Genomic DNA, 26,017 nt, shown 5'->3' with positions numbered 1-26,017 from the left:
GATAGGAGACAGAAGTGATTCAGCAGGAATCCCGCCTCAAGGTCGCCGACAACACCGGTGCCAAAGAGATCCTCACCATCCGCGTTCTCGGTGGCTCGGGTCGTCGTTACGCCGGCCTCGGTGACGTCATCGTCGCCACGGTGAAGGACGCCATTCCCGGCGGCAACGTGAAGAAGGGTGACGTCGTCAAGGCGGTCATCGTTCGCACCAAGAAGGAGACCCGTCGTAACGACGGCTCCTACATCAAGTTCGACGAGAACGCCGCAGTGATCCTGAAGGCTGACGGAGACCCCCGTGGTACCCGCATCTTCGGACCGGTCGGTCGCGAACTCCGCGACAAGAAGTTCATGAAGATCATCTCGCTGGCGCCGGAGGTTATCTAAGTCATGGCAAACATCAAGAAGGGTGACCTGGTTCAGGTCATCACCGGAGCCACGCAGGCCCGCGGCGGAGACCGCGGCAAGCAGGGCAAGGTCATCGAGGTCCTCGTGGAGAAGAACCGCGTGGTCGTGGAGGGTGTCAACTTTGTCACCAAGCACGTCCGTGTCGGCCAGACCCAGCGGGGCACCAAGACCGGCGGCATCGAGACGCACGAGGCTTCCATCCACGTGTCGAACGTCGCGCTGGTCGACCCTAAGAGCAAGAAGCCGACCCGCGTCGGCTTCCGCGAAGACAAGGTCACGAAAGACGGAGTCACCAAGACCGTCCGTGTCCGCTACGCCAAGAAGTCGGGGGAGGATCTCTGATGAGTGACACCACTACCGCGACGGTCGAGCCCAGCGCTCAGCCTCGCCTCAAGGCCAAGTACCAGGCCGAGATCCTGCCGCAGCTGAAGAGCGACTTCGGATTCACGAACGTGCACCAGGTGCCCGGTCTCGTGAAGATCGTCGTCAACACCGGTGTCGGCGAGGCAGCTCGCGACTCGAAGGTCATGGACGGTGCGGTCAAAGACCTCACGGCCATCACCGGACAGAAGCCGCTGGTCACCAAGGCCCGCAAGTCCATCGCGCAGTTCAAACTGCGTGAGGGTCAGCCGATCGGTGCTCACGTCACGCTTCGTGGCGACCGCGCTTGGGAGTTCCTCGACCGTTTGCTCTCGCTTGCGCTTCCTCGCATCCGCGACTTCCGCGGTTTGAGCGACCGCCAGTTCGACGGCAACGGCAACTACACCTTCGGTCTCAACGAGCAGAGCATGTTCCACGAGATCGATCAGGACCGCATCGACCGAGTTCGCGGCTTCGACATTACTGTCGTGACCACCGCGAAGAACGACGACGAGGGCCGGGCTCTGCTCAAGGCACTCGGCTTCCCGTTCCGCTCGGCCGACTCGGCCAACTAAGATCGTTCGGTCGGACACTTCGGTTTCGAAGTGTCCGGCCGCACTTCCGTGTCTGGAGAATCGCTCCAGGCCACCCGATCGCGTAGGTCGGCTCCCGGTGTACCGGAAGTCGAAACCGCTCGAGAAAGAGATCAATTCGCATGACGATGACAGATCCGGTCGCAGACCTGCTGACCAGACTGCGCAACGCGAACTCGGCATTCCACGAGACCGTGTCGCTGCCGAGCTCCAAGCTCAAGTCCCACATCGCTGAGATCCTCAAAAAAGAGGGTTTCATCGAGTCCTGGAAGGTCGAAGACGCTCGCGTCGGACAGACCCTCACCATCGACCTCAAGTACGGCCCCGCACGCGAGCGCTCCATCGTGGGCATCAAGCGCGTTTCCAAGCCGGGCCTCCGCGTCTACGCAAAGTCGACCGAGATCCCTCAGGTTCTCGGCGGTCTCGGCGTGGCCATCCTGTCGACTTCCTCCGGTCTGCTGACCGACCGTGAGGCCGAGAAGAAGGGCGTGGGTGGGGAAGTCCTCGCCTACGTGTGGTAACCCGCTATGTCACGAATCGGACGCCTTCCCATTCCGATCCCCACCGGGGTCGACGTGAAGATCGACGGCCAGGCCGTCACCGTCAAGGGCCCGAAGGGCGAGCTGTCGCTCGTCGTCGCCAGCCCCATTGAAGCCAAGCTCGAAGAGGGCACCGTTCTGGTCACCCGCCCGGATGACGAGCGCTCATCGCGTTCGCTCCACGGCCTGACCCGCACTCTCATCGCGAACCAGATCACCGGCGTCACTCAGGGCTACTCCAAGGGCCTCGAGATCGTCGGTACCGGCTACCGCGTGCAGGCCAAGGGCCAGAACATCGAGTTCGCCCTCGGCTACTCGCACCCGATCACCGTCGAGCCGCCCCAGGGCATCAGCTTCACGGTCGAGGGCAACAACAAGCTCACCGTCACCGGCATCGACAAGCAGGCCGTCGGCGAAGTGGCCGCCAACATCCGCAAGCTGCGCAAGCCCGAGCCCTACAAGGGCAAGGGTGTTCGCTACGCCGGCGAGGTCGTCCGCCGCAAGGCCGGAAAGTCAGGTAAGTAATCATGGGTCTCGGAACCAGAGGTAAGAGCAAGTCGGCCGCTACGAGCCGACGCCACATTCGCCTGCGCAAGAAGATCGTGGGCACGGAAGTTCGCCCCCGTCTCGTCGTCAATCGCTCGGCCCGTCACGTATTCGTGCAGGTCGTCGACGACAGCAAGGGCTACACCGTCGCCAGCGCATCGACCCTCGAGGCCGACATGCGCACGTTCGACGGTGACAAGACGGCTAAGGCCAAGAAGGTCGGCGAGCTCGTCGCCGAGCGCGCCAAGGCTGCCGGAATCGAAGCGGTCGTCTTCGACCGCGGTGGTAACAAGTACGCCGGACGCGTGGCGGCAATCGCCGACGGCGCCCGGGAAGGTGGGTTGGACCTGTGAGCGACGCAACGAACAAGACGCCCGAGCCGACGGCCGAGGCCGTCGTCGAGCGCCCCGTGGAGACGGCTGCCGGCTCCGAGTCGAACAACCGCGAGGGTGGCAACAGTGGTCGTACCGACCGCCGTGGCGCCGGTCGCGGCGACCGGAACCAGGGTCGCGGTGGTCGTGACGACCGCGACAAGAGCCAGTTCCTCGAGCGCGTCGTCACCATCAACCGCGTGTCCAAGGTCGTCAAGGGTGGTCGTCGCTTCAGCTTCACCGCTCTCGTCGTCGTCGGTGACGGTAACGGTCTCGTCGGTGTCGGCTACGGCAAGGCCCGTGAGGTCCCCACCGCCATCTCGAAGGGTGTCGAGGAGGCGAAGAAGAACTTCTTCCGCGTCCCTCGTATCGCGAACACCATTCCGCACCCCGTCCAGGGTGAGGCTGCAGCCGGCGTCGTCCTGCTCCGCCCCGCCGCTGCGGGTACCGGTGTTATCGCCGGTGGTCCGGTTCGCGCCGTTCTCGAGTGCGCTGGCATCCACGACGTTCTGAGCAAGTCGCTCGGTTCGTCGAACACCATCAACATCGTGCACGCGACTGTCGCCGCGCTGCAGCAGCTGGAAGAGCCGCGCGCCGTCGCAGCTCGTCGTGGTCTCGACATCGACCAGGTCGCTCCCGCTCGTCTGCTTCGCATCGAGGCCGACGCTCGTGCTGCCGCAACTGAGAAGGCAGGTGCCTGATGGCTCAGCTCCGCGTGACTCAGATCAAGTCCAAAATTAGCGAGAAGCAGAACCAGCGCGACACGCTGCGCAGCTTGGGTCTCAAGCGAATCGGCCAGACGGTCGTTCGCCCTGACGACAAGCAGAACCGCGGTTACGTCGTAACGGTCGCTCACCTCGTCAAGGTCGAGGAGATTGACTAATGGCTGACACTTCGAAAGACGAAGCCACCACGAAGGCCGCAGCTCCTAAGGCTGCGACCAAGAAGCCTGCCACCAAGGCAGCAACCACTCAGGCCGCAACGAAGTCGGAGTCTTCCGACGTCGCTCGTCCGCAGATCCTCAAGGTCCACCACCTTCGTCCGGCTCCCGGTGCCAAGAAGGCGAAGACTCGCGTGGGTCGCGGTGAGGGTTCGAAGGGTAAGACCGCTGGTCGCGGTACCAAGGGAACCAAGGCTCGCTACACGGTCCGTGTCGGCTTCGAGGGTGGGCAGATGCCTCTGCACATGCGCACCCCGAAGCTCCGCGGGTTCAAGAACCCGTTCCGCGTCGAGTACCAGGTTGTCAACCTCGACAAGCTGACCGACCTCTACCCCGCCGGCGGTGAGGTCACCGTGAGTGACCTCGTGGCTAAGGGTGCCGTTCGCAAGAACGAGAAGGTCAAGGTGCTCGGCCAGGGCGATCTCGCCGTCAAGCTGACCGTGAGTGTCGACAAGGTCTCCGGCTCTGCCGAAGAGAAGATTGTCGCCGCGGGCGGAACAGTCACCAAGTAGTACCTGAGGGGGTGGTCCGTAAGGGCCACCCCCATCAGTCGTTTATCCTCATACCGGGAGGCCACCATGTTCAGAGCTATTTCGCGGATATTCCGCACACCCGACCTTCGCCGAAAGATCGGGTTCACGCTCGGCATCATCGCGCTCTTCCGGTTGGGCAGCTTCATCCCCTCGCCCTTCGTCGACTACAGCAACGTGCAGGTCTGCCTTGCTGGCAACCAATCGACCTCGGGTCTCTACGAGCTCGTCAACCTCTTCTCCGGTGGCGCGCTTCTTCAACTTTCGATCTTCGCGCTGGGCATCATGCCCTACATCACGTCGTCGATCATCGTGCAGTTGCTCCGCGTGGTCATCCCGCACTTCGACGCGCTGTACAAAGAGGGCCAGACCGGTCAGGCCAAGCTGACGCAGTACACGCGTTACCTCACCATCGCCCTCGGAATCCTCCAGTCCACGACCCTGATCACGGTGGCCCGCTCCGGTGCCCTCTTCGGCTCGTCGACCGTGTCCGAGTGCAGCCAGCTCATCACGAACAACGCCTGGTACGCGATCCTCCTCATGGTCATCACCATGACCGCCGGTACCGGCCTCATCATGTGGATGGGTGAGCTGATCACCGAGCGCGGCATCGGCAACGGAATGTCACTGCTCATCTTCACGTCGATCGCGGCCAAGTTTCCGACGGCGCTCTGGGCCATCCAGCAGGCGAAGGGCTTCGAGATCTTCCTGATGGTGATCGTCGTCGGCGTCGTCATCATGGGCCTTGTCGTGTTCGTCGAGCAATCGCAACGACGGATTCCCGTGCAGTACGCCAAACGAATGGTCGGGCGGCGAACCTACGGTGGCAACAACACGTACATCCCTATCAAGGTCAATATGGCGGGCGTCGTGCCGGTCATCTTCGCCTCGTCGCTCCTGTACCTGCCGGCCCTGGTAGCTCAGTTCAACACGCCGACCAACGGCACGGCTCCGGCCGCGTGGGTCAGCTGGGTCCAGACGAACCTCACGTCGGGCGACAAGCCGCTCTACATGCTCCTTTACTTCATGCTCATCATCGGGTTCACCTACTTCTACGTGGCGATCACGTTCAACCCCGAAGAGGTTGCCGACAACATGAAGAAGTACGGCGGGTTCATCCCCGGCATCCGTGCCGGTCGTCCCACCGCCGACTACCTCGACTACGTGCTCACCCGCGTCACCCTGCCCGGGTCGTTGTATCTGGGCCTGGTCGCCCTCATCCCGCTGATCGCTCTCGCCACAGTGGGCGCGAATCAGAACTTCCCCTTCGGCGGCGCGAGCATTCTGATCATCGTCGGTGTCGGTCTCGAAACGGTGAAGCAGGTCGACTCCCAGCTCCAGCAGCGCCACTACGAGGGTCTTCTTCGATGACCCCGGCTGTAGAGGCCCAGGGCACTCGACTGCTCATCGTCGGTCCGCCCGGCGCGGGCAAGGGCACTCAGGCAGTGCGCATTGCTGAGACCTACGGGATCCCCGCGATTTCGACCGGAGACATCTTCCGAGCGAACGTGAAGAACGAGACACCGTTGGGTCTCAAGGTGAAGACCATTCTCGACGCGGGCGACTATGTTCCCGACACGCTGACCAACGAGCTGATCGAAGACCGCCTGGCCCAGTCCGATGCCGAGCAGGGCTTCTTGCTCGATGGTTACCCGCGCACGGCCGATCAGGTCGACTACCTGGAGAGCCTGTTGCAGGGCAAGGGCGAGCAGCTCACAGCAGTCGTGCAACTCGTCGCGGATCGCGATGAGATCGTGGAGCGACTCCGCCGTCGCGCCGTTGAGCAGGGTCGCAGTGACGACACCGAAGAGGCCATTCGGCACCGTCAAGACGTCTATCTCCGCGAGACCGGTCCGCTGATCGCCGCGTATGGCGAGAAGGGCCTCGTACTCGAGGTCGACGGACTCGGTTCGATCGACGAGGTTGCCTCGCGCCTCGACGATGCTCTCGCGTCACGGGGCATCCGGCCCACCGCCGCAGCCTGACCTCTTTCCGCTCTCAGAAACGAAGGCACCGCGTGGCTTTTCGCCGTCCCGGCATCCACAAGACCCCCGAAGAACTCCGGCGGATGGTCGCCCCGGGGCTCTTGACCGCGGCCTCGCTCGAGGCCGTCGGCGAGGCGATTCGTCCCGGCATCACGACCGGCGAGCTGGATGCGATCGCCGAGCGGACGATCCGTGCCGGCGGCGGCGAGCCGAACTTCATGCTCGTCCCTGGCTATCGGCACACGGTGTGCGCATCGGTGAATGCCGACGTCGTGCACGGCATTCCGGGCGACCGGGTGCTGGCTGCGGGTGACATCGTGTCGATCGACAGCGGAGCTCAGCTCGACGAGTGGAACGGCGATTCGGCCCGGACGTTCGTGCTTGCCGACCCGTCGGATCCTGAGCGTTTTGCTGAGCGCGAGCGCCTCAACCACGTGACCGAGCAGTCGCTCTGGCACGGCATCGCCGCCCTGGCGGCGGCTTCGCACCTGAATGAGGTGGGCGAAGCGATCGAGGAGTACATCGAGTCGCAGGGCGAATTCGGAATTCTCGAGGACTACGTCGGTCACGGCATCGGACGCTCGATGCACGAAGAGCCCCCGGTGTTCAACTACCGCGTCAAGGGTCGCGGCCCGACGGTCAAGCCCGGCCTGGTCGTGGCCATCGAGCCGATGATCACCGCTGGCGGAATTGAGACCTTCACCCAGGGCGACGACTGGACTGTCACGACGACCGACTCATCTGACTCTGCGCACTGGGAGCACTCGGTGGCGGTCCATGCCGACGGCATCTGGGTGCTGACCGCGCCAGACGGTGGCGCCTCCGGGTTGGCTCCGCTCGGGGTCAAGCCGGTTCCGATCCCGTAGCACCCGCTCCCAAGGGGGCACGGCGATGGATGCCACCCTCGGGAGGTCAGCCGTTGCCGACGGAGCAGGTCTTCTCGGAGGCCGCCTGACCAGTGATGGTCGACGGAAGTGCCGTCGCCGTCGAGCTCGGTGTCGCCGAGGACTTCGGTGTCGCCGTCGTTCCGGACGAGGATCCGCTGCCCGCCGCTGTCCCGCCGCCGGCTGAGCTGCTGCTGCCGGAGGAGCTGCTGCCCGAAGAGCCGCCAGAGCCCGTCGAGCTTTCCGCCTGTGATGCCCGTCCGGTGCTGTCGTCTCCGAGCGTGAACTTGGTGTCGCTCTGCAGGTCGGCATTGAGGATCGCGGCGTCTGCTGCGGCCGGAACGACGCGGTTGGAGTTCTGCGGGTCTTCGGCCGTCGGGTACTGGACGAAGAGGACGCTGGAGAGGTCGATGTCTTTGAGCGCTGTGCCGAGCTCGATCATGGTGTCAGTGTTGCTGAGGCTCCTGGAGAGCGTCATGTTCTTGACGGCGGCGGAGGCGAGGCCGTAGAGCTTCACGGGATTGCTGAGGGTGCCGGCCGAGGCGATCTTGCGCATCATGGCGGAGAGGAACACCTGCTGGGACGAGATTCGCGCGAGGTCGCTGCCGTCGCCCACACCATGGCGCGTGCGGAGGAACTCGAGCGCTTGGAGACCCTTGAGCGTGTGCGTACCGGCCGAGAGCTGCAGGCCCGAGTCGGTGTCGCTGATGGCCTGGGCGACGCAGACGTCGATTCCGCCGACGGCGTTCGACATCGAGATGACGCCGTCGAAGGTGATCTCGGCGGCATAGGGGATGGAGAGACCCGTCAGCGACTCGACGGTGGCGACGGTGCAACCGAGACCCTGGCCGAGGCTGGTGTTGAACTGCTGGTAGCTGAGTGCGGGGAACGTGGCGCCGCCCGTGCCCGTGCAGGCGGGGAGGTCGACCATCAGGTCGCGAGGAAAGCTGATGGCGGTCATCTGCTTGTGGTCGGCCGACAGGTGGATCAGGATCGTGACGTCGTTTCGGCTGCCGTCGGCGACTCCGGCCTGCACCTCGGTCTGACCGACGCGGGTGTCGCTGCCGACGAGGAGGATGTTCGCGCCTCCCTCGATGGCGCCGATCGAGGTGTTCTCGGCGATCTTGTCTTCGGCGGCGCCGATCGACACGCTCTTGATCTGCGACTTGAGGTTGAAGGCGGCGATGGCCGCCACGCTGCCGACGCTCATCACACCGACGCCGAGCGCGACTGCGAGGAGCATTGCCGTGAAGCGGAAGGGGTGCGGGCGGCGGAGCTGACCGTGGCGGGCGATGGGGTTCGCGCCCGTATGGCGACGGCTCGTGCGTTCTCCGGGCACGTTTCCTCGTTTCGTAGGGCTGCGACATCGCTGGACTGGCGCGGCGATCGGCGTGTCGAGTTGACCCGCCAGGTTGAAAAACTGTAGCGCAATCGAATAAGATCGACCCTTGGTGCCGTGGGCCGCTCTCCGCGTGCAATCTTCGGATCGATTCCTATGAGTCGAATCCATGGGCTCTCAGCTTGGCAAGACTTCGGTCTCGTCTGCGAGACGTGCGGCACCAATCCCCGCAAGACCAGCAAACCAATTTTTAGCGACAGTGAGGCTATGGCCAAAAAAGACGGTGTCATCGAAATCGAAGGCGCAGTGGTCGAAGCGCTGCCCAACGCGATGTTTCGTGTTGAGCTGAGCAACGGGCACAAGGTTCTCGCGCACATCTCCGGCAAGATGCGGCAGCACTACATCCGCATCCTCCCCGAAGACCGTGTGATCGTCGAGCTGAGCCCCTACGACTTGACCCGCGGCCGGATCGTCTACCGCTACAAGTAGGCCAGCTCCTCTCCGAGGGTTTACCCCCGGCAAGGGCTGGTGCTGGAAAGGAACGGCTCGACGCATCCGTCGAGCACGAGGCCAGCGAGTCAAAAGGAAGCAACATGAAGGTCAAGCCCAGCGTCAAGCGCATCTGCGAGCACTGCAAGGTGATTCGCCGCAACGGTCGCGTCATGGTGATCTGCAACAGCAACCCGCGTCACAAGCAGCGTCAGGGCTAATAAGCCTGTCTCTGTGGGGCGGTGCTCTGCACCATCTCCACGCAGTGCCACCAGCACGCAGTACCAACAGCACCACTTCAAGCAGCATCAGAAGCTAAGGATCCACGACCACTCGTGGTTCCGGATCCTTGGCGGACACCCAGGGCGGAGGCCCTGGCACCGATGCTGTGACATACCTCCACCATCTCTCAAGGAGAAGCCACAATGGCACGTCTAGCAGGCGTTGACATCCCGCGCGACAAGCGCGTGGAAGTCGCACTGACCTACATCTACGGAGTCGGGCGGACACGCGCTCTCAAGGCTCTTGCCGAGACCTCGGTCGACGGCAACATCCGCGTGAAAGACCTCACCGACGACCAGCTCGTCCTCCTCCGCGACTTCATCGAAGGCAACTTCAAGGTGGAGGGTGACCTTCGTCGCGAGGTCGCCGCCGATATCCGCCGCAAGGTCGAGATCGGAAGCTACGAGGGCATCCGCCACCGTCGCGGTCTGCCCGTTCGCGGCCAGCGCACCAAGACGAACGCTCGTACCCGCAAGGGCCCGAAGCGCACCGTCGCCGGCAAGAAGAAGGCTCGATAGGCCCGGCGCCCGCCGTAGCCATCTAGGTTGTAGGAGAAAAAATTGGCAGCACCGAAGTCGGCCGCGCGTAAGCCCCGCCGTAAAGAGAAGAAGAACGTCGCAGTGGGCCAGGCCCACATCAAGTCGACCTTCAACAACACCATCGTTTCGATCACCGATCCCTCGGGTGCCGTGCTGAGCTGGGCTTCGTCCGGCGCCGTCGGCTTCAAGGGCTCGCGCAAGTCGACCCCGTTCGCCGCACAGCTCGCAGCCGAGTCGGCCGCGCGCCAGGCTCAGGAGCACGGCGTCAAGAAGGTCGACGTGTTCGTGAAGGGCCCGGGATCGGGTCGCGAGACCGCCATCCGCTCGCTCCAGGCCGCTGGCCTCGAGGTGGGTTCCATCAACGACGTCACGCCGCAGGCGCACAACGGGTGCCGCCCGCCGAAGCGTCGCCGCGTCTGAGTTAGCCGTTTCGCCGTGCCTCCGGTGCCCTCCTCGCGGGGGCTCCGGGGTCGCGGCGTTCCGCTCGTTCTCTCGTCACCCGGCTCCGACGCCGCTCGCGTCCGGTCGCCGAGGTGCTTCACAACTCAACAGACCGACTGACAGCCACCAGTCGTACCGCCAAGAGTCATATAGCGGACTCTTCGCCGAAAGGAATCCACAGTGCTCATTGCACAGCGCCCCACTCTCACCGAGGAGAACATCTCGGAGTTCCGCTCCCGCTTCGTGATCGAGCCCCTCGAGCCTGGCTTCGGCTACACGCTCGGCAACTCGATGCGTCGCACCCTCCTTTCGTCGATCCCCGGAGCAGCTGTCACCAGCATCCGCATCGACGGCGTGCTTCACGAGTTCACGACTGTTCCCGGTGTGAAAGAAGACGTCACCGAGATCATCCTGAACATCAAGAGCCTGGTCGTCGCGAGCGAGCACGACGAGCCGATCACGGCCTACCTGCGCAAGCAGGGCGCCGGTCAGGTCACCGCCGCTGACATCTCGGTTCCCGCCGGTGTCGAGGTGCACAACCCCGACCTGGTCATCGCGACGCTGAACGACAAGGCGAAGTTCGAGCTCGAGCTCACGATCGAGCGTGGCCGTGGCTACGTGTCGGCCGTGCAGAACCGCTCGGAGTTCTCCGAGGCCGGTCAGATCCCGATCGACTCGATCTACTCGCCCGTCCTCAAGGTGACCTACCGCGTCGAGGCGACTCGTGCCGGTGAGCGCACCGACTTCGACCGCCTGGTCGTCGACGTCGAGACCAAGCCCGCGATCAGCCCGCGCGACGCCATCGCTTCGGCCGGCCGCACCCTGACCGAGCTGTTCGGACTCGCTCGCGAGCTCAACAACGCGGCCGAGGGCATCGAGATCGGCCCCGCGCCGGTCGACGCCGTCCTCTCGTCGGAGCTCCAGACGCCGATCGAAGACCTCGACCTCTCCGTGCGCAGCTACAACTGCCTCAAGCGCGAGGGCATCAACACGGTTTCCGAACTGGTCGCTCTCTCGGAGACGCAGCTCATGAACATCCGTAACTTCGGACAGAAGTCGGTTGATGAGGTGAAGGACAAGCTCGTCGAGCTCGGCCTTTCGCTGAAAGACACCGTGCCCGGTTTCGACGGCGCTCACTTCTACAGCGGCTACGACGAGGAGGAGACCAACTAGGTCTCCTAGCTCTTCTCGCCGTATCCACTTACACACCTTTAGGAATCCACCATGCCAAAGCCCACCAAGGGTGCCCGCCTCGGAGGCGGACCCGCTCACGAGCGTCTTCTCCTCGCCAACATGGCCGGCCAGCTGTTCACGTACAAGAGCATCAAGACGACCGAGACGAAGGCCAAGCGCCTCCGCCCCGTCGCCGAGCGCCTCGTCACCTTCGCCAAGCGCGGTGACCTGCACTCGCGTCGTCGCGTCCTGAGCATCCTCCGCAACAAAGAGACCACGCACGTCCTGTTCTCCGAGGTCGCGCCGCTGGTCGAGCTGCGTGAGGGCGGCTACACCCGCATCACTAAGCTCGGCTTCCGCAAAGGCGACAACGCGTCGATGGTGCAGATCGAGCTCGTTCTCGAGCCCGTGACCCCGAAGACCAAGAAGTCGTCGTCGAAGGCTGCTGCTGCCGCTCCCGCCTCGACCGAGGCCCTGCTGGAGGAGCCGGCTGAAGAGCTGACCACCTCCGACGAGGCGATCATCGAGGCCACGACCGAGGCTCTCGACGCCGACAACGCCGCCGAGACGACCGAGGCTGACGCCGAGGCCGCCTTCAGCGACGAGGCTCCGGCCGACGACGCCGCTGCTGACGAGGCCAAGAAGTAACTAGCAACTCGCGCCACCCAGAAGGCCCACCCTCCTCAGGAGGGTGGGCCTTCTGCCGTCTCGCGCCCCTGCCGTCTCCAGCGCCACCTGGCTTGCAAATTCGAAGGAAAAACCCGCCGGCGGCGACGAGAACATGCCGATCCGGGCCCGGTGCGACGAGAATCTCCTTCAAATTCGGAGGGGCGGCAGGTCGGTAGACTCGTCGACCGTGAGCGACGAGATGACAAGGATCCGCCTCGACGTCTCTTACGACGGGACCGCCTTCAATGGCTGGAGCACCCAGCCGGGCCTCCGCACGGTCGAGGGCGAGCTCACCCGGGCTCTCGAGATCACGCTCCAGCGCTACCTGCCGGCGCCTCGACTGATCGTGGCCGGTCGCACCGACACGGGTGTCCACGCCATCGGCCAGGTCGTGCACCTCGATCTCACACCCGAGCAGTTCGCCTTTCTGTCGGTGGCGCATCGCAACCGCACGAAGTACCCCCCGTATCCGCCTGCCATGCGACTCGGTCGACGGATCAACGGTCTGGCGGGCGCGGAGGGCGACCTCCACGTCACGGACGCCACGATCGTGCCCCGCACCTTCGACGCGCGCTACTCGGCCCTCTGGCGCGAATACGAGTACCGGGTGTCGGATCTCTCAGGCCCCCGACATCCGATCCGCCGCCTCGACACACTGTGGTTCGACGCGACGGTCGACGTCGACCGGATGAACGCAGCAGCCCTCTCGCTCCTCGGCTTGGAAGACTGGGCGGCGTACTGTCAGCAGCGCGATGGCGCGACGACCATCCGCACACTGGAGGCATTCCACTGGCGACGCGACCCGGATGGGATCCTCGTCGCCCGCGTGCGAGCCGACGCCTTCTGCCACAGCATGGTGCGGTCGCTGGTCGGTGCGACGCTCGCCGTCGGCGAGGGCCGCCTGGAGGTCGACGACGTGGTCAGGATCCGAGACTCCCGCGCCCGCAAGGGCCAGTTCAAGGTCGCCGCGGCCAACGGCCTCACTCTGATGCACGTCGCCTACCCCGACGAAGCGGAGTTCGCCTCGCGAGCGGCCCTCACCCGCTCGAAGCGCGAGGCCATGTGACGGACGCGACCGGTTCGCTTGCCGGGTGTTGTCGGATCCTGTAACGTAACGCCTTGGTGTCTGCGCAACTGCGCGCTTCACCCGAAGTTGAGCCCTCCACCTGACTCATTCGTCTCGCATCGCGAGTGAATGGCAACGGAGCGGGATTCACGAACCTCTCACCTCGACCAGAAAGCAGCACTACTGTGACGCGCACTTTCTCCCCCAAGCCGGCTGATGTTCAGCCGGAGTGGCTGATCATCGACGCGAACGACATCGTTCTCGGCCGTCTCGCCAGCCACGTCGCCGCACTCCTCCGCGGCAAGCACAAGCCGACCTTTGCTCCGCACATGGACATGGGCGACTTCGTCATCGTCATCAACGCCGAGAAGGTCGCACTGACCGGCTCCAAGCTTCAGACGAAGCTCGCCTACCGCCACTCGGGTTACCCGGGCGGCCTCCGCGCTCAGACCTACGCCGAGATGCTCGAGAAGCACCCGACTCGCGCCGTCGAGAAGGCGATCCGCGGCATGCTGCCGAAGAACTCGCTGGGCCGTGCCCAGATCTCGAAGCTGAAGGTGTACGCGGGCCCTGAGCACCCTCACGCCGCTCAGAAGCCCACGGTGTACACCCTCGACCAGGTCGCCCAGTAGCGACCGCTGAAGACTTAAGGATCCCTACAGTGGCAAGCATCGCCGATTCCATCGAATCCACCCCCGAGAGCTTCACGACCGAGAGCGCAGCCCCGGTTGCCGCGGCCGCCCCTCGCCCCGTCCTCACCGTCGGCGGCGGCGCCGTCGGTCGTCGCAAGCAGGCCATCGCCCGCGTGCGCCTCACGCCCGGCACCGGTGTCATCACCGTCAACGGCCGTACGCTCGAGGAGTACTTCCCCAACAAGCTGCACCAGCAGCTGATCAACGACCCGTTCAAGGTCCTCGACCTGCTCGGCTCGTACGACGTCGTCGCGAAGATCTCCGGTGGTGGCCCCTCGGGTCAGGCCGGCGCCCTCCGCCTCGGCATCAGCCGCACGCTGAACGAGATCGACGAAGAGAACAACCGCGCCGAGCTGAAGAAGGCGGGCTTCCTCAGCCGCGACGCTCGCGTCAAGGAGCGCAAGAAGGCTGGTCTCAAGAAGGCCCGTAAGGCTCCTCAGTTCTCCAAGCGCTAACACCTGGCGAGGCTTCGCGATGACGCGACTTTTCGGAACCGACGGAGTTCGGGGCCTTGCCAACCGTGAGCTGACGGCCGCGCTCGCCCTGGGTCTTGCCCAGGCGAGCGCGGTCGTGCTCACTCGCGGGCATCACGCCGATGCCCGCCGCGCGGAGGGCCGCCGCCCCACGGCCGTCCTCGCGCGTGATCCCCGTGTCTCGGGCGAATTCTTGGCCGCTGCGGTTGCTGCCGGCCTTGCTTCCTCGGGCGTCGACGTGCTCGACGCCGGAGTGATCACCACCCCAGCCGCGGCGTTCCTCGTCGACGACGCGAGGGCCGATTTCGGTGTGATGATCAGTGCCTCGCACAATCCCGCACCCGACAACGGCATCAAGTTCTTCGCGTTCGGAGGCACCAAGCTTCCCGACGAGGTCGAAGACCGGATCGAAGCGACCATGGACGCCCCGCGGCTGATGCCGGTGGGTGGCGACGTGGGCAGGATCCGCCGCTTCGCGGACGCCGAAGACCGCTACGTCGTGCATCTGCTCGGAGCTGTGAAGAACCGGCTCGACGGCATCCACGTCGTGCTTGACTGCGCCCACGGCGCCGCAGCCGGCGTCTCGCCCGAGGTCTTCCACGATTTGGGCGCCAAAGTCACCGTCATCGGGGCAGACCCTGACGGCATGAACATCAACGACGGTGTGGGCTCCACCCACCTCGACAACCTGGCGGCCGCAGTCCTCGAGCACGGGGCCGACGTCGGCATCGCGCACGACGGCGACGCCGATCGCTGCCTCGCGGTCGACGCCGACGGCAACGTGGTCGACGGTGACCAGATCATGGCGATCCTCGCCGTCGCGATGAAAGAGCGCGGCGACCTCGTTCACGACACGCTCGTCGCGACGGTCATGTCGAACCTGGGTCTGAAACGCGCCATGGCCGCCAACGGCATTGCGATGGTCGAGACCGGAGTGGGCGACCGCTACGTGCTCGAGGCGATGAACGAGCACGGCTACAACCTCGGCGGCGAGCAGTCGGGGCATATCGTGTTCGCCGATCACGCGACGACGGGTGACGGGATCCTGACCGGGCTCTCGATCGTGGCCGAGATGGCTCGCACCGGCAAGTCACTCGCCGAGCTGGCCTCGGTCATGACCGTGTTCCCGCAGATTCTCATCAACGTGCGCGGCGTCGACCGGACCCGCCTCACCGGCGACGAGGTCATCGACGAGGCCGTCGTGGCCGCGGAGCGCGAACTCGGCGACTCCGGACGCGTGCTGCTGCGCCCGTCCGGCACCGAGCAGCTCGTGCGCGTGATGGTCGAGGCGGCATCCCAAGACGACGCCGACCGGATCGCGCACTCGCTCGCGGAGGTCGTGCGGGAGCGCCTGGCTACTGCGGCCGCGTAGGGCGTGCCGCCGGATCCTTCGGTTCTGTCGTCAGATCTTGCGCAGGAGCACGCTCGACACCTTGTGGTCGGCGCCCTTGCGGAGCACGAGTGTCGCACGAGATCTCGTCGGCTGAACGTTCTGCTTGAGGTTCGGCTCGTTGACGCTGCGCCACACCTGGCGTGCGAATTCGAGGGCCTCCGCCTCGGGGATGGCCGCGAACCGGTGGAAGAACGAGTCTTCCTGGCTGAACGCGCCCTCGCGCAGTGATCGGAAGCGTTCGACGAACCAGTTCTCGATGTCGTGCGTGCGAGCGTCGACGTAGACCGTGAAGTCGAACAGGTCGGAGAGCGCGAGGCGACCGCCGATCGGCGGCTGGAGCACGTTGAGGCCCTCGACGATGAGGATGTCGGGGCGGCGGACGACCACCTCGGCCCCCGGCACGATGTCGTACTCGATGTGCGAGTAGAACGGCGCCCGCACCTCTTCGGCCCCGCTCTTAACGTTGGTCACGAACTTCAGGAGTGCGCGGCGGTCGTACGACTCCGGGAAGCCCTTGCGGTCCATGATGCCGCGGCGCTCGAGCTCGGCGTTGGGGTAGAGGAACCCGTCGGTGGTGATCAGCTCGACGCGGGGGGTGTCGCTCCACCGCGACAGCAGTTCGCGGAGCAGGCGCGCGACCGTCGACTTGCCGACGGCGACGGAGCCGGCGACCCCGATGACGAAGGGGGTGCGCTGCGCGCGCTCGCCGAGGAAGTCGCTGGTGGCCCGGTGCAGGTTGCGCGCACCGCCGGCGTAGAGGTTGAGCAGGCGGCTCAGCGGAACGTAGACGTCGCTGACCTCCTGCAGATCGAGCCGGTCACCGAGCCCCCGGAGCTGCACGAGCTCCGTCTCTGTCAGCGGATTCTTCGCCACGGGCGCGAGGGCAGCCCAGTCCGCACGGTCGATCTCGACAAACGGCGTGGGATGGGTGGGAGGAGCGGCGGTGGTCGCATCGGCCATGCGGTACAGGCTATCCATCGCGAGGCGGACGAGGTGCACGGGCACGGTCGAATAGGCTGGCTCGCATGTGTGGCATCGTGGGTTACGTCGGAACGGACAAGAGCGTCGAGGTACTTCTCGGCGGATTGAAGCGGCTTGAGTACCGCGGGTACGACTCGGCAGGAATCGCCATCGTCGACGCCGACGGAGAGCTCGGCATGCGCAAGAAAGCCGGCAAGCTGCAGATGCTGGTGGACGACCTCGAGGCGGCTCCGCTCCGAGACGGCACCACCGGAATCGGGCACACGCGCTGGGCCACCCACGGCGGCCCGACCGATGAGAACGCGCACCCGCACCTCTCCGACGGGGGCCGGCTCGCGTTGATCCACAACGGGATCATCGAGAATTTCTCCGAGCTGAAAGAAGAGCTGCTGCTCGAGGGTGTCCAGTTCGCCAGCGAGACCGACTCCGAGGTCGCGGCGCACCTCGTCGCCCGGGAGTACCGCCGTTCGGGCGACCTCACCGAGGCTCTCCGCGCGGTCGTGCAGCGGCTCGAGGGCGCGTTCACGCTCCTCGTCGTGCACGCCGACCAGCCCGGCGTCGTCGTCGGTGCCCGCCGCAACTCGCCGCTCGTGATCGGGCTCGGCGACGGCGAGAACTTCCTCGGCTCCGACGTGGCCGCGTTCGTCGAGTTCACTCACCGCGCCATGGCGATCGGGCAAGACCAGATCGTGACGATCTCGTCCGAGGCCGTCAACGTCATCGACTTCGAGGGCAACCCCGTCGAAGCGAGCGAGTTCGAGATCACCTGGGACGCCAAGGCGGCCGAAAAGGGCGGCTGGTCGAGCTTCATGGCGAAAGAGATCAGCGAAGAGCCCGAAGCCGTGGCGAACACGCTGCTCGGACGCGCCGTCGACGGCGCCGTTCACCTCGACGACCTCGACGCGATCAAAGACCGCCTGCTGACCGTGAACCGTTTGATCATCATCGCGTGCGGTACTGCGGCGTATGCCGGGATCCTCGGCAAGTACGCCATCGAGCAGTGGTCGCGCCTCCCCGTTGAGGTCGAGCTCGCGCACGAATTCCGCTACCGCGACCCCGTGCTCGACGCGCAGACCCTCGTCGTCTCGATCAGCCAGTCCGGCGAGACGATGGACACCCTGATGGCCGTCAAGTACGCCCGCGAGCAGGGCGCCCAGGTGCTGTCGATCTGCAATACCCAGGGCGCGACGATCCCGCGCGAGAGCGACGCCGTCATCTACACGCACGCCGGCCCGGAGGTCGCGGTGGCGTCGACCAAGGCCTTCGTCGCCCAGGGCACCGCGCTGTTCCTGCTCGGCCTCCACCTCGCGACGATCCGCGGCACGATGACGAGCGCCGAGATCGCCGAGCAGGTCGACGACCTTAAGGCGATCCCGGAGAAGATCTCGCGCGTGCTCGAGACCGGCGAGCGGATCAAGACGCTGGCCGGCTGGATGGCGGATACCCGCTCCGTGCTCTTCCTCGGCCGTCACGTCGGCTACCCCATCGCTCTCGAGGGAGCCCTCAAGCTCAAAGAGCTGGCGTACATCCACGCCGAGGGCTTCGCGGCCGGTGAGCTGAAGCACGGCCCCATCGCGCTGATCGAGCCGGGCCAGATCGTCTTCGTGATCGTCCCCTCGCCCCGCGACCCGCGCTCGCTGCACCCCAAGGTCGTCTCGAACATCCAAGAGATCCGGGCCCGCGGTGCTCGCGTCATCGCCATCGCCGAAGAGGGCGACGCCGCCGTGCTGCCCTTCGCCGACGAGGTGCTGCACATTCCGCTCGCGGCCCCGCTGTTCGAGTCGCTTCTCGCCGTGGTGCCCCTGCACATCTTCGGCATGGAGCTCGCAGCCGCCAAGGGGCTCGACGTCGACCAGCCCCGCAACCTGGCCAAGAGCGTCACGGTCGAGTAAGCGGTGGCCATCGTCGGGATCGGGGTCGACGTGGTCGACGTCGCACGCTTCGGGCGTGCACTCGAGCGGACCCCGAAACTGCGGTGGCGACTCTTCAGCGACTCCGAACTGGTGCGAAACGGCGAGCCGCGGGCGATCGAGTCTCTCGCGGCCCGGTTCGCGGCGAAGGAAGCACTCATCAAGGCACTTGGCGGTTCGGCGGGAGTCTTCTGGCACGACATGGTCGTGGGGGCCGACGACCAGCGGGCTCCCTCCCTCCAGCTCAGCGGCGGGGCTGCGGCGCTCGCCGCCTCCCGCGGAGCCGACGAAATCCACCTCTCGCTCAGTCACGACGCCGGTATCGCGACCGCCTTCGTGGTGGCCGAGCAGACAACACGACAAGGATCCGACGGCTGATGCGTGGCCCACTCGTCTCGATCGATACAGCGGCTCTGCGCCAGAACGTCCAGGTGCTCCGTGCGGCGGTCGCTCCGGCCAAGGTGATGACGGTCGTGAAGGCCAATGCCTACGGGCATGGCGCCGTCGCATGCGCGCTCGCCTTCGAAGACGCCGGCGTCGACTGGCTCGGCGTGGTCGACCTCGACGAGGCCACAGCGCTTCGTGCCGGCGGGGTGAAACTGCCGATACTCGCCTGGCTGCACGCCCCCGGCGAGACGTTCGAGCGCGCCGTGCAGCACGACATCACCCCGGGCATCTCCGACCTCGCGCAGCTCGAAGCCTGCGTCGCGGCTGGCGTGCCCCGCGTGCACCTGTGCCTCGACACCGGGTTGAGTCGCAACGGCGCGGTGGAGTCGGAATGGCCGGCGCTCTTCGACCGGGCGGCCGAACTCCGCGACCGCATCACGGTCGAGGGCGTCATGAGCCACCTGTCGAACACCTCGCCGCAGGAAGACGGGCACCAGATGGCGTCGTTCGTCACCGCCGCCGGCATGCTCGGCGAGCGAGGCATCACGCCGCCGCTGCAGCACCTCGCCGCCTCCGCGGCCTCCGTGTCGTACGGGGCGTCGCGGATCACGATGGTGCGCATCGGCCTCGCGTCATATGGCCTGTCACCCTTCGCCGACCGTTCACCCGGCGACCTCGGCCTCCGCTCGGCACTGACCCTGTCGGCCCCGGTGATCGGCATCAAAGAGGTGGCGGCCGGCGAGGGCACCTCGTACGGCTACACCTGGCGTGCCGAGCGCGACACGCGACTCGCGCTCCTTCCGCTCGGTTACGCCGACGGCATCGAGCGGCACGCGGGCAACCGTGCGTTCGCCCTGATCGGCGGCGAACTGCGACCCGTGGTGGGCCGCATCGCCATGAACTCAATGACGGTCGACATCGGGCCCGAGCCGACGGATGCCGGTGCGGCCGTGCACCTCGGCGACGAGGCGATCCTGATCGGCGACGCGACGGTCGGGCACCCCACCGCATTCGATTGGGCCGAATCGACGGGAACCATCAACTACGAGGTCGTGGCGCGACTGTCGCCGCGACTGCCGAGGAGCTACCGATGAGCGAGGTCTCACCCGCCGAGACACCGTGGCTGCGACGCGCGACCATCGACCTCGGCGCCTACCGGAGCAACGTCGCGCGCCTGCGCGAGCTCGTAGCGCCGGCCGAGCTGATGGCCGTGGTGAAGGCGGACGGATACGGACACGGCGCGACACACGTCGCGGCGGCGGCCGTGGCTGCCGGGGTGACGTGGCTCGGATCCTTGAGTCTCGAGAACGCGCACGAGTTGCGTGCCTCGGGGATCGGCCCCGAGATCGCCGTCTTCGCGTGGCAGTTCGCCGCGTCGGAGACCTTCGAGCGAGCCGTCGCCGAGAAGATCGACCTGGGGCTGTCGTCGGTCGCGCAGCTCGATGCGGTGGCGCGGGCCGTCGAGGCGATCGCCGAGGCTGCCGCGCCCGACGCCACCGAGGGGCGCTCGGTCGAGCCCGCCCGGGTGCACTTGAACGTCGACACCGGCCTGCACCGCGACGGAGTGCTGCTGAACGACTGGGACGCCGTCGTGACGCGCGCTGTCGAACTGGCGGGCCGGGGGATCCTGGAGCTTCGAGGGGTGTACTCGCACCTGGCGGAGGCCTCCGACGACGAAGACACCGACTCGGCCCTGCTGCTGTCCGAGTCGATCGAGCGGGCTCACGAGCTCGGTGCGCGTTTCGAACTGAGGCATCTGACGGCGTCGAGCGCGGGGATGGAGCGCCCCGAACTGCGGCTCGACATGGTGCGGATGGGGTCGAACACGTATGGGATCCCGGTGACGGATGGCGTCTCGGCCTCCGACCGTGGGCTCACCCCGGTGATGACGCTGCAGGCTCGGGTCGCGCGGGTGAAGCGCGTGGCCGCTGGGACGGGCGTCTCGTACGACTACACGTTCGTCGCTCCGAAAGACACGACGCTCGCTCTCGTGCCGGTCGGGTACGCCGACGGCATCTCACGGCGGGCGCAGCACGGGGTCACGATCGCGCTCAACGGCAAGCGGTACCCGATCGTGGGCCGGGTCGCCATGGACCAGTTCTTGATCGACGTCGGCGACGACGAGGTGTCGGTCGGCGACGAGGTCACGCTGTTCGGCTCGGGCTCGCAGAACGAACTGACGGTGGGGGAGTGGGCCGACCTGATCGGAACGATCGGCGAAGAGGTGTGCTGCTCGATCGGGGCGCGGGTGCCACGGGTGTACGTGTGATCCTGTTCGACGGCCCTGTGGCCGATGCAACCGCCATAGAGGGTTTCGGCCTGCGCCTGGCCGCGCTGCTTCGGGCCGGAGACCTGCTCGTGCTGACCGGGCCGCTTGGAGCCGGGAAGACGACGATGACGCGTGGTCTCGGCCGCGGTCTCGGGGTGCGGGGTCAGGTGGCCTCGCCGACGTTCGTGCTCGCGCGGACTCACCCGTCGCTCACCGCGGGCGGAGTACCGCTCGTGCACGTCGACGCGTACCGCCTGGGTTCGGCGGCCGAGCTAGACGACCTCGACATCGACTACGACGCGTCAGTGGTGGTCGTGGAGTGGGGTGCCGGGCTGCTCGACGGCGTGGCGTCGTCGTGGCTCGACGTGAAGATCTCGCGGCCTGTGGGTGCTGGGGACGGTGCTGGTGCCGGTGACGCGGGTTCTGCGGGCCCCGATGCGATCGACGCCTCTGAGGTGCCCGACGAGCCGCGTCACGTGGTCGTCGAAGCGCACGGGCCCCGCTGGCACGGAGTTTCGCTGGGCTGAGCCGCTTGTGGGCCGAACCGCAGGTCGGCTGCGCTGCCGGGTCAACCCCACAAGAGTGGCGCGTTTCTCTCAGCGCTCTCGCGAGAGGCGCTCGGAGAACCGAAGAGCCATAAGGGCGGTTGTGGCCGCGGCAACGGCCCACGCCGCGGCCCAGAACGAGGCCGTCAGGGGAGATTCTGTGACCGACCGCAGCCACGCGACCTGGTAGGTCAACGGATTTGCGGAGGCGATGATCCGCAGGTATTCCGGTGCGAAGTCGAGGGAATAGAACAGCGGAGCGGACAAGACGACGGGCAGTGCCGTCACCGTGACGACGAGATCCCTCACGGCGTAGGAATCGACGCGCGCCCCCACAGCCGCTCCGATGCTTGCCCAACCGATGACGATGACGAGGGCCAAGCAGCTCATGGGAACAAGGGTCAATCCGCCCAGTTGACCAAACCCGAAAAGGGCGGTTCCAATTGCAATGAGGAGAGCTACCTGTCCGACGAACACTGCGCTGGTGAAGAGCAGGATGCTCGCAAGGTAGCCCCGAACGCTGCCGCCGTGCATCGTGTACATCGCGAGCACACCCCACTTCCGGTCGTTCGCGACATCCGAAACGGTGCTTGTGGCAGAGCGGAACGCCACGAAGCAGATGATGCCGGGCATCGCGTATTCCAGGAAGCTGGAGCTCCCTTCTAATCGACCGGCACTGAGGCCAGCCGTGAGAAAAACCAGGTAGGCAATGGGTTCCAGGAAACGTCCGAGGTAGGAGGAACGCCAATTCCACAGGGAGAGAAAGTGATACCGCGCCAGTGTCAGAGACTTCATTTATCGGCCGATCGACTCCGGAGCCGTTCATAAGCGGGCCAAAGATCGCCGCTGTCATCGCCTGCTGCAACGAAAGCCGCAGCAGAGGTGTCGGCGATGATCACTCCGCGGTCCAAGGCGACAACCCGTGTGCAGAAGTCTGCAAACCGAGAAGTCTCGTGAGTGCTGATGAGGGAGGTGACCCCTTCTCGCCGTCTCTTCTCGAGGTAGTGGAAGACCGTTTCGATCCCCCGCGGATCAAGGCCGGCCGTGGGCTCATCCATAATCAGCAAGCGGGGTTCCCCGACAAGGGCTCTGGCTATCTGGGTGCGGCGGAGTTCTCCGCCCGAGAGGCACTCGGCCGTTTTATCGAGGTAAGGCGTAAGCGCCAGGAGTTCGGCAACCGCCTCGGCGGAGGAATTGCGGTGGCGGCTCGATATCGCTCGGCGAAGGTCGAGTCCCAACGCAATGTTCTGACGCACCGTCAATGACCAATCGATGATCTCTCGCTGCGGGCACCAGCCGACGTCGGGTTGGGGAATCCGGAGAGTTATGGCGCCAGTTGTAGGTCGGGTGAGGCATCCCAGGATGTCGAGGAGCGTGGATTTACCGGCACCGTTATGGCCAACGATGGCGATGATCTCGCTTTGACGAATTGTCAGGGAGCACTCATGGAGAGCTGGCTCTGACCTACCCGAATACGACCGGGATATTCCGTGCGCCTGGGCCAGGATTCGCCTCTCAGACTGCATTGGCTGTGATGAGGTTCGCGATGTCATGCGGAGTCGTTTCGTCAGGCCGGGAGACATAGAGGGTTTCGGCCGGCAGTACGTCTGAAGGATCGAAGTCGGGGTTTCCGGTGAACCAACTCAATGACGGCGTCGCGCCTACCTGACTACTGAGGCTGCTTTGCTTCTCGATGTGCACCAGCGTCGTTATGCGGCCGCCACAAGCATTTGGCTGCCCCAGAAGAATTGTCGGTGCGAGGAGAGCAACGAGACCCGTGTCGGGCGAAACGGTCGTCCTGTGCTCGTATGCATTCAATAAATCCAGCCGTGACAGCAGGGAATTCCGTCGTAGACCGAGGGGAGTCTCGTAGCGGAGTAGGTGACCAGACGGGCAGTCGATGATCAACATGTTGTCGCTGATGAGTCGTGCTCCTAGCGAGCACAAGGCCATCGCTGTCGATGTCTTACCTGAGTAGTTGGAGCCGACGATTGCCAGGACACGGCCGTCGCCCATCCTGACTGCCGCGCCGGAGGTAGTTGCTGTCGTCGCATGCAGACGGGAATGAAAAAGGGGCGGAAGGGGCGACGGAACGTTTGACCAGTCCCGGAAATGCGTCTCGTCCGGAATCCCGTGGGAGGAGTCGCGTGGACGGATCGACATTCTCTTGAGAAGCCGATCTTTCGCGAGGAGGCTAGTGAAGAATCCTCGCTCTGGCCACTCGTCGCAGGATAACTCCAGGTGCAGATCAGGTCTTTTTGGCTCGCTTGCGAATGCTCCGTATAGGAAGTGCAGGTCCGCCATGTCGCTCGCCACGCCACGCACTTCAACGGTCACTCCGTAGAAGTCAAAGCTGGCTGTCTGATGAGCGCTATTCACGATGCACCGTCCCGCCCCAGTCCACAAAGGTCTTCAAGGGCAGTCACGGCGGAGATGGCATGGGCGTCTACGTCCAAACTGACACGCCACGACTGTGGGGAGACCTGGTCCACCGTGAAATGCGGCGAGCGGACGAGCTCGGCCGTCCATGTCCACAACACGGGTCCTTTGGAGGGGCTGAGGCTGAGATCGCGGACGTGAATGGCCCGAGTTGTTCCCGTTCGAGTAGCGAAGGAGATGCCCTTCCCCCGAGCCTTTTCGACGAGAGGAATGGACTTGCTAGCCACGTCCCGGACGCCTATCGGTCGGGTGTAGGGCACGATGCCGCCGTCAGATGCAACGACGCACGTGTCGTCGGCGACGAAGGTCCAGCCACGGTCCAAGAGATGCAGGAGCAAAGTTGATTTGCCGGCGGTTGACTGGCCGTGAATCACCAAGCCGCGATCGGGGCGATGGGGCGGTGCGATGCAGCTCCCGTGAAAAGTCCGGAACCGGGTGCGCAGGCCGTCGTAAGTGAATGGGGGAATGGGGCTGGGATCATTTTCCCCGACCAAGACCCAGTCATTCGACTTTGCTGTCTTCACTCGAAGGGCTCGCTCGCCTGGCTCAGCTGCCACATAAGGCCCGTTCGGAGCTACCAATTCGACTTTGATCGCAGATGGCGTCCGGCCCTCGCTGCGAAGGAGGTAGTCCTGGAAGTAGTAGCGCATGTGTCGCGCATCGAGGAGCGTTTGCACCTGCACATCAACCTTCGTACCCCAGAACGAGAGTGGCAGCACGAAGTCTTGCTGGCTCTTATCGGGGAGCATCGAACAGCCCCCGGACGTAAAGCGAGCAGCCCACGTGGACAGACGACACGATTGTGCTCAGTTCTCCCACGCTCGTCCACAGCGACTCGGGTGCAACGTCGGGGCGCCAGGACGAGAAGATGAGGCAGCACTCTCGATCGGCTGGATAGATCGAGGCGATGCGAGCGAGGAGCGGCTCAAGGCGTTCAAGGACGCGCCCCGAAGGTCGCAAGGTCAGGCTGCCGAAATCTCCGACCTGGCTCAGGAGGAGAGGCATTCGCGCATCGATGACCACCTCGTGTCGGATGAAGAAGTGTGATTCGTAACTCTGAACCGCCAAGTCGTAACGGCGTCGAACGTCGACCAGAACTTGATCGATGAAGGAGGAAGCCGCAACCGCTTTGACTCGGATGCCTATAGAAGCGGCCTCGTGGAGAAGCTGCCACCCGGAATCGACCAGGAAGAGGGGGTGCCCATAGGTGAGGAAAAGTACAGCTCCGGACCCCGCCTGGTTCATGGAACGGTCGACGACCGCGTTGCTCATGGATCGATAGACGGCGCGGGGGTCGTCGTCGCTCTCGTAGATGGATTTGAGGTCAATCACCTCCCCGCCGCAAATGCGGCGAAGGTCGCTGTCGAACGCGGTTAGGTGAAAGGTGGCCGCGCTTCCCTTGAGCAGTTCGTCGACTTCCACCGTGCGAGTATCAAAACCGCCAATGCCGAGGCCGATCAGATAAAGATCGGCTTCGGCATCGGGGACGCGAATGTCCTCGCGTGGAATGCGCATCCTTTCGTTCGCCAGTCTCAGTTCATGACCGTGCGGTGGGCGCCGCTGGCCTTCACTGTCTCCTCGATAGTCGGAACGTAAGTGGGAATGAAGAGAGCGCCGTCGGGCGATGCGACGGTCATCTCAGTCGTAGTTGTCGCGTCGAGGGTGTTCATATCGTGGTTCCTCTTTCCTTTCGAGCCGAGGCGACCGCCCCGGTCGAACCGACGATAATGATCATTGACATTTTTTGCAAGACATTTCGAATGTATCTCCTCTGGTGG

Annotated in this window: 35 protein-coding genes; 27 read left to right on the top strand and 8 right to left on the bottom strand. The window is 65.1% G+C overall.

What is annotated here, in order from left to right; translation table 11 throughout:
- Positions 1-14 precede the first annotated feature (14 nt).
- From rplN to map, 12 genes are all read left to right on the top strand, one after another.
- Positions 15-383 (top strand): 50S ribosomal protein L14, encoded by a 369-nt coding sequence (rplN, locus tag EDF39_RS00465; protein WP_055964996.1) that lies wholly within the window; start codon positions 15-17, stop codon positions 381-383.
- Positions 384-386: 3 nt separating this feature from the next.
- The gene (rplX, locus tag EDF39_RS00460; RefSeq protein WP_055964999.1) at positions 387-746 is read left to right on the top strand and encodes a 50S ribosomal protein L24; all 360 of its coding nucleotides are present in this window, start codon (positions 387-389) and stop codon (positions 744-746) included.
- The gene (gene rplE / locus EDF39_RS00455) at positions 746-1,339 is read left to right on the top strand and encodes a 50S ribosomal protein L5 (protein ID WP_055965002.1); all 594 of its coding nucleotides are present in this window, start codon (positions 746-748) and stop codon (positions 1,337-1,339) included. The genes rplX and rplE overlap by 1 nt, the downstream gene beginning before the upstream one ends.
- 140 nt (positions 1,340-1,479) lie before the next feature.
- A complete protein-coding gene (gene rpsH, locus EDF39_RS00450; RefSeq protein ID WP_055965006.1) occupies positions 1,480-1,878 on the top strand; it encodes a 30S ribosomal protein S8 in 399 nt (132 codons plus the stop codon).
- Between the two features lie 6 nt (positions 1,879-1,884).
- Entirely contained in the window at positions 1,885-2,421 is a 537-nt protein-coding gene (rplF, locus tag EDF39_RS00445) for a 50S ribosomal protein L6 (protein ID WP_055965008.1), read from the top strand.
- Positions 2,422-2,423: 2 nt separating this feature from the next.
- The gene (rplR, locus tag EDF39_RS00440) at positions 2,424-2,795 is read left to right on the top strand and encodes a 50S ribosomal protein L18 (protein WP_123939587.1); all 372 of its coding nucleotides are present in this window, start codon (positions 2,424-2,426) and stop codon (positions 2,793-2,795) included.
- Positions 2,792-3,514 (top strand): 30S ribosomal protein S5, encoded by a 723-nt coding sequence (gene rpsE, locus EDF39_RS00435; RefSeq protein ID WP_084816339.1) that lies wholly within the window; start codon positions 2,792-2,794, stop codon positions 3,512-3,514. Before rplR ends, rpsE begins: the two co-directional genes overlap by 4 nt.
- Positions 3,514-3,696, top strand: coding sequence for a 50S ribosomal protein L30 (rpmD, locus tag EDF39_RS00430; RefSeq protein WP_194600685.1), 183 nt, complete (start codon positions 3,514-3,516; stop codon positions 3,694-3,696). The genes rpsE and rpmD overlap by 1 nt, the downstream gene beginning before the upstream one ends.
- A complete protein-coding gene (gene rplO, locus EDF39_RS00425) occupies positions 3,696-4,265 on the top strand; it encodes a 50S ribosomal protein L15 (RefSeq protein WP_123939584.1) in 570 nt (189 codons plus the stop codon). Before rpmD ends, rplO begins: the two co-directional genes overlap by 1 nt.
- Before the next feature lie 66 nt (positions 4,266-4,331).
- On the top strand, positions 4,332-5,654 hold the full coding sequence (gene secY, locus EDF39_RS00420) for a preprotein translocase subunit SecY (protein WP_055965016.1): 1,323 nt from the start codon (positions 4,332-4,334) through the stop codon (positions 5,652-5,654).
- On the top strand, positions 5,651-6,268 hold the full coding sequence (locus tag EDF39_RS00415; protein WP_199726112.1) for an adenylate kinase: 618 nt from the start codon (positions 5,651-5,653) through the stop codon (positions 6,266-6,268). The genes secY and EDF39_RS00415 overlap by 4 nt, the downstream gene beginning before the upstream one ends.
- Positions 6,269-6,300: 32 nt before the next feature.
- A complete protein-coding gene (map, locus tag EDF39_RS00410) occupies positions 6,301-7,134 on the top strand; it encodes a type I methionyl aminopeptidase (protein ID WP_123939582.1) in 834 nt (277 codons plus the stop codon).
- 46 nt (positions 7,135-7,180) lie between these two features.
- Here the strand turns inward: map and EDF39_RS00405 are convergent, their stop codons facing one another.
- A complete protein-coding gene (locus tag EDF39_RS00405) occupies positions 7,181-8,491 on the bottom strand; it encodes an LCP family protein (protein ID WP_158613100.1) in 1,311 nt (436 codons plus the stop codon).
- Positions 8,492-8,758: 267 nt separating this feature from the next.
- Between EDF39_RS00405 and infA the strand changes: the two genes are divergently transcribed.
- From infA to glmM, 10 genes are all read left to right on the top strand, one after another.
- Complete coding sequence (gene infA / locus EDF39_RS00400) at positions 8,759-8,980, top strand: translation initiation factor IF-1 (RefSeq protein WP_055965022.1); 222 nt, start codon at positions 8,759-8,761, stop codon at positions 8,978-8,980.
- A 104-nt stretch (positions 8,981-9,084) separates the two neighbouring features.
- On the top strand, positions 9,085-9,201 hold the full coding sequence (gene rpmJ / locus EDF39_RS00395; RefSeq protein ID WP_055965025.1) for a 50S ribosomal protein L36: 117 nt from the start codon (positions 9,085-9,087) through the stop codon (positions 9,199-9,201).
- Between the two features lie 204 nt (positions 9,202-9,405).
- Complete coding sequence (gene rpsM, locus EDF39_RS00390) at positions 9,406-9,780, top strand: 30S ribosomal protein S13 (RefSeq protein WP_055965028.1); 375 nt, start codon at positions 9,406-9,408, stop codon at positions 9,778-9,780.
- 42 nt (positions 9,781-9,822) lie between these two features.
- Positions 9,823-10,221 (top strand): 30S ribosomal protein S11, encoded by a 399-nt coding sequence (rpsK, locus tag EDF39_RS00385; protein ID WP_055799944.1) that lies wholly within the window; start codon positions 9,823-9,825, stop codon positions 10,219-10,221.
- A gap of 201 nt (positions 10,222-10,422) precedes the next feature.
- The gene (locus tag EDF39_RS00380) at positions 10,423-11,415 is read left to right on the top strand and encodes a DNA-directed RNA polymerase subunit alpha (RefSeq protein WP_055965031.1); all 993 of its coding nucleotides are present in this window, start codon (positions 10,423-10,425) and stop codon (positions 11,413-11,415) included.
- Positions 11,416-11,466: 51 nt separating this feature from the next.
- On the top strand, positions 11,467-12,063 hold the full coding sequence (gene rplQ, locus EDF39_RS00375; RefSeq protein ID WP_123939578.1) for a 50S ribosomal protein L17: 597 nt from the start codon (positions 11,467-11,469) through the stop codon (positions 12,061-12,063).
- Between the two features lie 208 nt (positions 12,064-12,271).
- On the top strand, positions 12,272-13,150 hold the full coding sequence (locus tag EDF39_RS00370; protein ID WP_233572916.1) for a tRNA pseudouridine(38-40) synthase TruA: 879 nt from the start codon (positions 12,272-12,274) through the stop codon (positions 13,148-13,150).
- A 185-nt stretch (positions 13,151-13,335) separates the two neighbouring features.
- A complete protein-coding gene (gene rplM / locus EDF39_RS00365; RefSeq protein WP_055965036.1) occupies positions 13,336-13,782 on the top strand; it encodes a 50S ribosomal protein L13 in 447 nt (148 codons plus the stop codon).
- A gap of 29 nt (positions 13,783-13,811) precedes the next feature.
- Positions 13,812-14,297, top strand: coding sequence for a 30S ribosomal protein S9 (gene rpsI / locus EDF39_RS00360; RefSeq protein WP_055965039.1), 486 nt, complete (start codon positions 13,812-13,814; stop codon positions 14,295-14,297).
- A 19-nt stretch (positions 14,298-14,316) separates the two neighbouring features.
- Positions 14,317-15,687 (top strand): phosphoglucosamine mutase, encoded by a 1,371-nt coding sequence (glmM, locus tag EDF39_RS00355; RefSeq protein WP_055965041.1) that lies wholly within the window; start codon positions 14,317-14,319, stop codon positions 15,685-15,687.
- Positions 15,688-15,717: 30 nt separating this feature from the next.
- Here the strand turns inward: glmM and coaA are convergent, their stop codons facing one another.
- Entirely contained in the window at positions 15,718-16,668 is a 951-nt protein-coding gene (gene coaA / locus EDF39_RS00350) for a type I pantothenate kinase (RefSeq protein ID WP_055965469.1), read from the bottom strand.
- A gap of 65 nt (positions 16,669-16,733) precedes the next feature.
- Between coaA and glmS the strand changes: the two genes are divergently transcribed.
- From glmS to tsaE, 5 genes are read left to right on the top strand one after another with little or no spacing between them, the layout of a single operon-like run.
- On the top strand, positions 16,734-18,581 hold the full coding sequence (gene glmS, locus EDF39_RS00345) for a glutamine--fructose-6-phosphate transaminase (isomerizing) (RefSeq protein ID WP_055965044.1): 1,848 nt from the start codon (positions 16,734-16,736) through the stop codon (positions 18,579-18,581).
- A 3-nt stretch (positions 18,582-18,584) separates the two neighbouring features.
- Positions 18,585-18,977 carry a holo-ACP synthase gene (locus tag EDF39_RS00340; RefSeq protein ID WP_233572915.1) on the top strand — a complete coding sequence of 131 codons (393 nt, stop codon included), beginning with the start codon at positions 18,585-18,587 and terminating at the stop codon, positions 18,975-18,977.
- Positions 18,977-20,080 carry an alanine racemase gene (gene alr / locus EDF39_RS00335; RefSeq protein WP_123939576.1) on the top strand — a complete coding sequence of 368 codons (1,104 nt, stop codon included), beginning with the start codon at positions 18,977-18,979 and terminating at the stop codon, positions 20,078-20,080. Before EDF39_RS00340 ends, alr (EDF39_RS00335) begins: the two co-directional genes overlap by 1 nt.
- Complete coding sequence (gene alr / locus EDF39_RS00330; RefSeq protein ID WP_123939574.1) at positions 20,077-21,255, top strand: alanine racemase; 1,179 nt, start codon at positions 20,077-20,079, stop codon at positions 21,253-21,255. The genes alr (EDF39_RS00335) and alr (EDF39_RS00330) overlap by 4 nt, the downstream gene beginning before the upstream one ends.
- Positions 21,252-21,782 (top strand): tRNA (adenosine(37)-N6)-threonylcarbamoyltransferase complex ATPase subunit type 1 TsaE, encoded by a 531-nt coding sequence (tsaE, locus tag EDF39_RS00325; protein WP_123939572.1) that lies wholly within the window; start codon positions 21,252-21,254, stop codon positions 21,780-21,782. Before alr (EDF39_RS00330) ends, tsaE begins: the two co-directional genes overlap by 4 nt.
- A gap of 69 nt (positions 21,783-21,851) precedes the next feature.
- Here the strand turns inward: tsaE and EDF39_RS00320 are convergent, their stop codons facing one another.
- From EDF39_RS00320 to EDF39_RS17390, 6 genes are read right to left on the bottom strand one after another with little or no spacing between them, the layout of a single operon-like run.
- On the bottom strand, positions 21,852-22,595 hold the full coding sequence (locus EDF39_RS00320) for an ABC transporter permease (RefSeq protein ID WP_123939570.1): 744 nt from the start codon (positions 22,593-22,595) through the stop codon (positions 21,852-21,854).
- Complete coding sequence (locus EDF39_RS17850) at positions 22,592-23,326, bottom strand: ABC transporter ATP-binding protein (protein ID WP_158613099.1); 735 nt, start codon at positions 23,324-23,326, stop codon at positions 22,592-22,594. The genes EDF39_RS00320 and EDF39_RS17850 overlap by 4 nt, the downstream gene beginning before the upstream one ends.
- Positions 23,316-24,137: a hypothetical protein gene (locus tag EDF39_RS00310; RefSeq protein ID WP_123939566.1), complete on the bottom strand. Its 822-nt coding sequence runs from the start codon at positions 24,135-24,137 to the stop codon at positions 23,316-23,318. The genes EDF39_RS17850 and EDF39_RS00310 overlap by 11 nt, the downstream gene beginning before the upstream one ends.
- A gap of 38 nt (positions 24,138-24,175) precedes the next feature.
- Positions 24,176-24,988: a hypothetical protein gene (locus EDF39_RS00305; RefSeq protein ID WP_123939564.1), complete on the bottom strand. Its 813-nt coding sequence runs from the start codon at positions 24,986-24,988 to the stop codon at positions 24,176-24,178.
- Positions 24,975-25,754: an SAM-dependent methyltransferase gene (locus EDF39_RS00300; protein ID WP_123939562.1), complete on the bottom strand. Its 780-nt coding sequence runs from the start codon at positions 25,752-25,754 to the stop codon at positions 24,975-24,977. Before EDF39_RS00300 ends, EDF39_RS00305 begins: the two co-directional genes overlap by 14 nt.
- A gap of 17 nt (positions 25,755-25,771) precedes the next feature.
- The gene (locus EDF39_RS17390) at positions 25,772-25,909 is read right to left on the bottom strand and encodes a hypothetical protein (protein WP_158613098.1); all 138 of its coding nucleotides are present in this window, start codon (positions 25,907-25,909) and stop codon (positions 25,772-25,774) included.
- Positions 25,910-26,017 lie beyond the last annotated feature (108 nt).

Origin of the sequence: Frondihabitans sp. PhB161 (assembly GCF_003814635.1) — a bacterium.
Taxonomy (GTDB): domain Bacteria; phylum Actinomycetota; class Actinomycetes; order Actinomycetales; family Microbacteriaceae; genus Frondihabitans.
This window is presented reverse-complemented; position numbering and strand designations above follow the sequence as displayed.

Bases quoted from the DNA above. Each gene is read 5' to 3' on its own strand.
- EDF39_RS00320 (WP_123939570.1), bottom strand. From the start codon at position 22,595: ATGAAGTCTCTGACACTGGCGCGGTATCACTTTCTCTCCCTGTGGAAT.
- glmM (WP_055965041.1), top strand. From the start codon at position 14,317: ATGACGCGACTTTTCGGAACCGACGGAGTTCGGGGCCTTGCCAACCGT.
- rplF (WP_055965008.1), top strand. From the start codon at position 1,885: ATGTCACGAATCGGACGCCTTCCCATTCCGATCCCCACCGGGGTCGAC.
- rpmD (WP_194600685.1), top strand. From the start codon at position 3,514: ATGGCTCAGCTCCGCGTGACTCAGATCAAGTCCAAAATTAGCGAGAAG.
- EDF39_RS17850 (WP_158613099.1), bottom strand. From the start codon at position 23,326: ATGCAGTCTGAGAGGCGAATCCTGGCCCAGGCGCACGGAATATCCCGG.
- rpsM (WP_055965028.1), top strand. From the start codon at position 9,406: ATGGCACGTCTAGCAGGCGTTGACATCCCGCGCGACAAGCGCGTGGAA.
- infA (WP_055965022.1), top strand. From the start codon at position 8,759: ATGGCCAAAAAAGACGGTGTCATCGAAATCGAAGGCGCAGTGGTCGAA.
- EDF39_RS00300 (WP_123939562.1), bottom strand. From the start codon at position 25,754: ATGCGCATTCCACGCGAGGACATTCGCGTCCCCGATGCCGAAGCCGAT.
- EDF39_RS00415 (WP_199726112.1), top strand. From the start codon at position 5,651: ATGACCCCGGCTGTAGAGGCCCAGGGCACTCGACTGCTCATCGTCGGT.
- secY (WP_055965016.1), top strand. From the start codon at position 4,332: ATGTTCAGAGCTATTTCGCGGATATTCCGCACACCCGACCTTCGCCGA.
- rplR (WP_123939587.1), top strand. From the start codon at position 2,424: ATGGGTCTCGGAACCAGAGGTAAGAGCAAGTCGGCCGCTACGAGCCGA.
- rplQ (WP_123939578.1), top strand. From the start codon at position 11,467: ATGCCAAAGCCCACCAAGGGTGCCCGCCTCGGAGGCGGACCCGCTCAC.
- coaA (WP_055965469.1), bottom strand. From the start codon at position 16,668: ATGGCCGATGCGACCACCGCCGCTCCTCCCACCCATCCCACGCCGTTT.
- rpsH (WP_055965006.1), top strand. From the start codon at position 1,480: ATGACGATGACAGATCCGGTCGCAGACCTGCTGACCAGACTGCGCAAC.
- rplE (WP_055965002.1), top strand. From the start codon at position 746: ATGAGTGACACCACTACCGCGACGGTCGAGCCCAGCGCTCAGCCTCGC.
- alr (WP_123939576.1), top strand. From the start codon at position 18,977: ATGCGTGGCCCACTCGTCTCGATCGATACAGCGGCTCTGCGCCAGAAC.
- glmS (WP_055965044.1), top strand. From the start codon at position 16,734: ATGTGTGGCATCGTGGGTTACGTCGGAACGGACAAGAGCGTCGAGGTA.
- EDF39_RS17390 (WP_158613098.1), bottom strand. From the start codon at position 25,909: ATGAACACCCTCGACGCGACAACTACGACTGAGATGACCGTCGCATCG.
- rpmJ (WP_055965025.1), top strand. From the start codon at position 9,085: ATGAAGGTCAAGCCCAGCGTCAAGCGCATCTGCGAGCACTGCAAGGTG.
- alr (WP_123939574.1), top strand. From the start codon at position 20,077: ATGAGCGAGGTCTCACCCGCCGAGACACCGTGGCTGCGACGCGCGACC.
- rplX (WP_055964999.1), top strand. From the start codon at position 387: ATGGCAAACATCAAGAAGGGTGACCTGGTTCAGGTCATCACCGGAGCC.
- EDF39_RS00305 (WP_123939564.1), bottom strand. From the start codon at position 24,988: ATGCTCCCCGATAAGAGCCAGCAAGACTTCGTGCTGCCACTCTCGTTC.
- rplO (WP_123939584.1), top strand. From the start codon at position 3,696: ATGGCTGACACTTCGAAAGACGAAGCCACCACGAAGGCCGCAGCTCCT.